Annotated in this window: 1 protein-coding gene; it reads left to right on the plus strand. The window is 74.7% G+C overall.

The genetic code is table 11. The features are described 5' to 3' along the window. Nucleotides 1-1,189 (plus strand): polyketide synthase dehydratase domain-containing protein (locus tag ACFXOM_RS35590; RefSeq protein ID WP_384943330.1); only part of this gene is annotated, 1,189 nt, incomplete at both ends.

A 1,189-nucleotide genomic window follows, 5' to 3' on the forward strand; every position in this document is an offset into this window, starting at 1 on the left:
ACGACATCTATGCCGAGGTGGCGCTGCCCGAGGGCGTCGACCCGAGCGGGTTCGCCCTCCACCCGGCCCTGATGGACGCCGCCCTCCACGCCACCGGCATCAGCAAGACCACCGACGTCGTGCAGCTGCCGTTCTCCTGGAGCGGTGTGTCCCTGCTGGCCTCCGGGGCGTCCCGGCTGCGCGTGCAGGTGACCAGGTCGGCCGACGACGCCGTGACCCTGCGGTTGGCCGACGGCGCAGGTGCTCCGGTGGCGACCGTCGAGTCCCTCGTCTTCCGGGACGTCACGGCCGCACAGCTCTCCGCGCGGCCCGGCGGCCCCGACGCCCTCTTCCACGCGGCGTGGACCCCGCTCCCGGGCGCGGCTGAGTCCGACGTCACGGCGGATCGCCGCTGGGCGGTCGTCGGTGCGGCCGATCCGCTCGCGCTCGCGGACACCCCGGCGTACGCGTCGCTGGACGAACTAGCCCTGGCCATCGCGGACGAGCCGGACACGGCCCGGCCCGACGTCGTCATCGCGCCCTTCGTCCGGGACCTCTCCGACGGTCCGGGCGACCTCGCCGACGCCGTTCGCTGTGCCGCCGGTGACGCGCTCGCGACCGTGCAGCGGTGGCTGGCCGACGACCGGTTCGGCGACGCCCGCCTCGTCCTGGTCACCCGGCGTGCAGTCGCGGCCGGCTCCGGCGACAGGGTCACGGACCTCGTCCACTCGCCGGTGTGGGGTCTGGTGCGGTCCGCGCAGGCGGAGAACCCCGACCGTCTCGTCCTCGTCGACATCGACGACGCCGACTCCCTCGTACGTTCCCTGCCCGCCGCCCTGGCGCACGGGGAGGACCGCGAGTTCGCTTTGCGCGGCGGGACCGTCCTCGTCCGCCGTCTCGTGCGTGCGGCGACGGGGGGCGCTCTCGTGCCGCCCGCCGACACGCCGTCCTGGCGGCTCGACGCGACCGTGCGCGAATCCCTCGACAACCTGGAGCTGATCCCCGCCCCCGAGGCCGTGGCCCCGCTCGCCGAGGGCGAGATCCGGGTCGCCGTGCGGGCCGCCGGCGTCAACTTCCGTGACCTCGTCTCACTGCTCGGCATGGCGGCGACCGAGGAGATCATGGGGGGTGAGGCGGCCGGTGTGGTCGCCGAGGTCGGTCCGGGTGTGACGGACCTGGCGGTGGGCGACCGTGTGGTGGGTCTGTTCAC

It is taken from the genome of Streptomyces sp. NPDC059169 (genome assembly GCF_042755225.1).
Classification (GTDB): Bacteria; Actinomycetota; Actinomycetes; order Streptomycetales; family Streptomycetaceae; genus Streptomyces.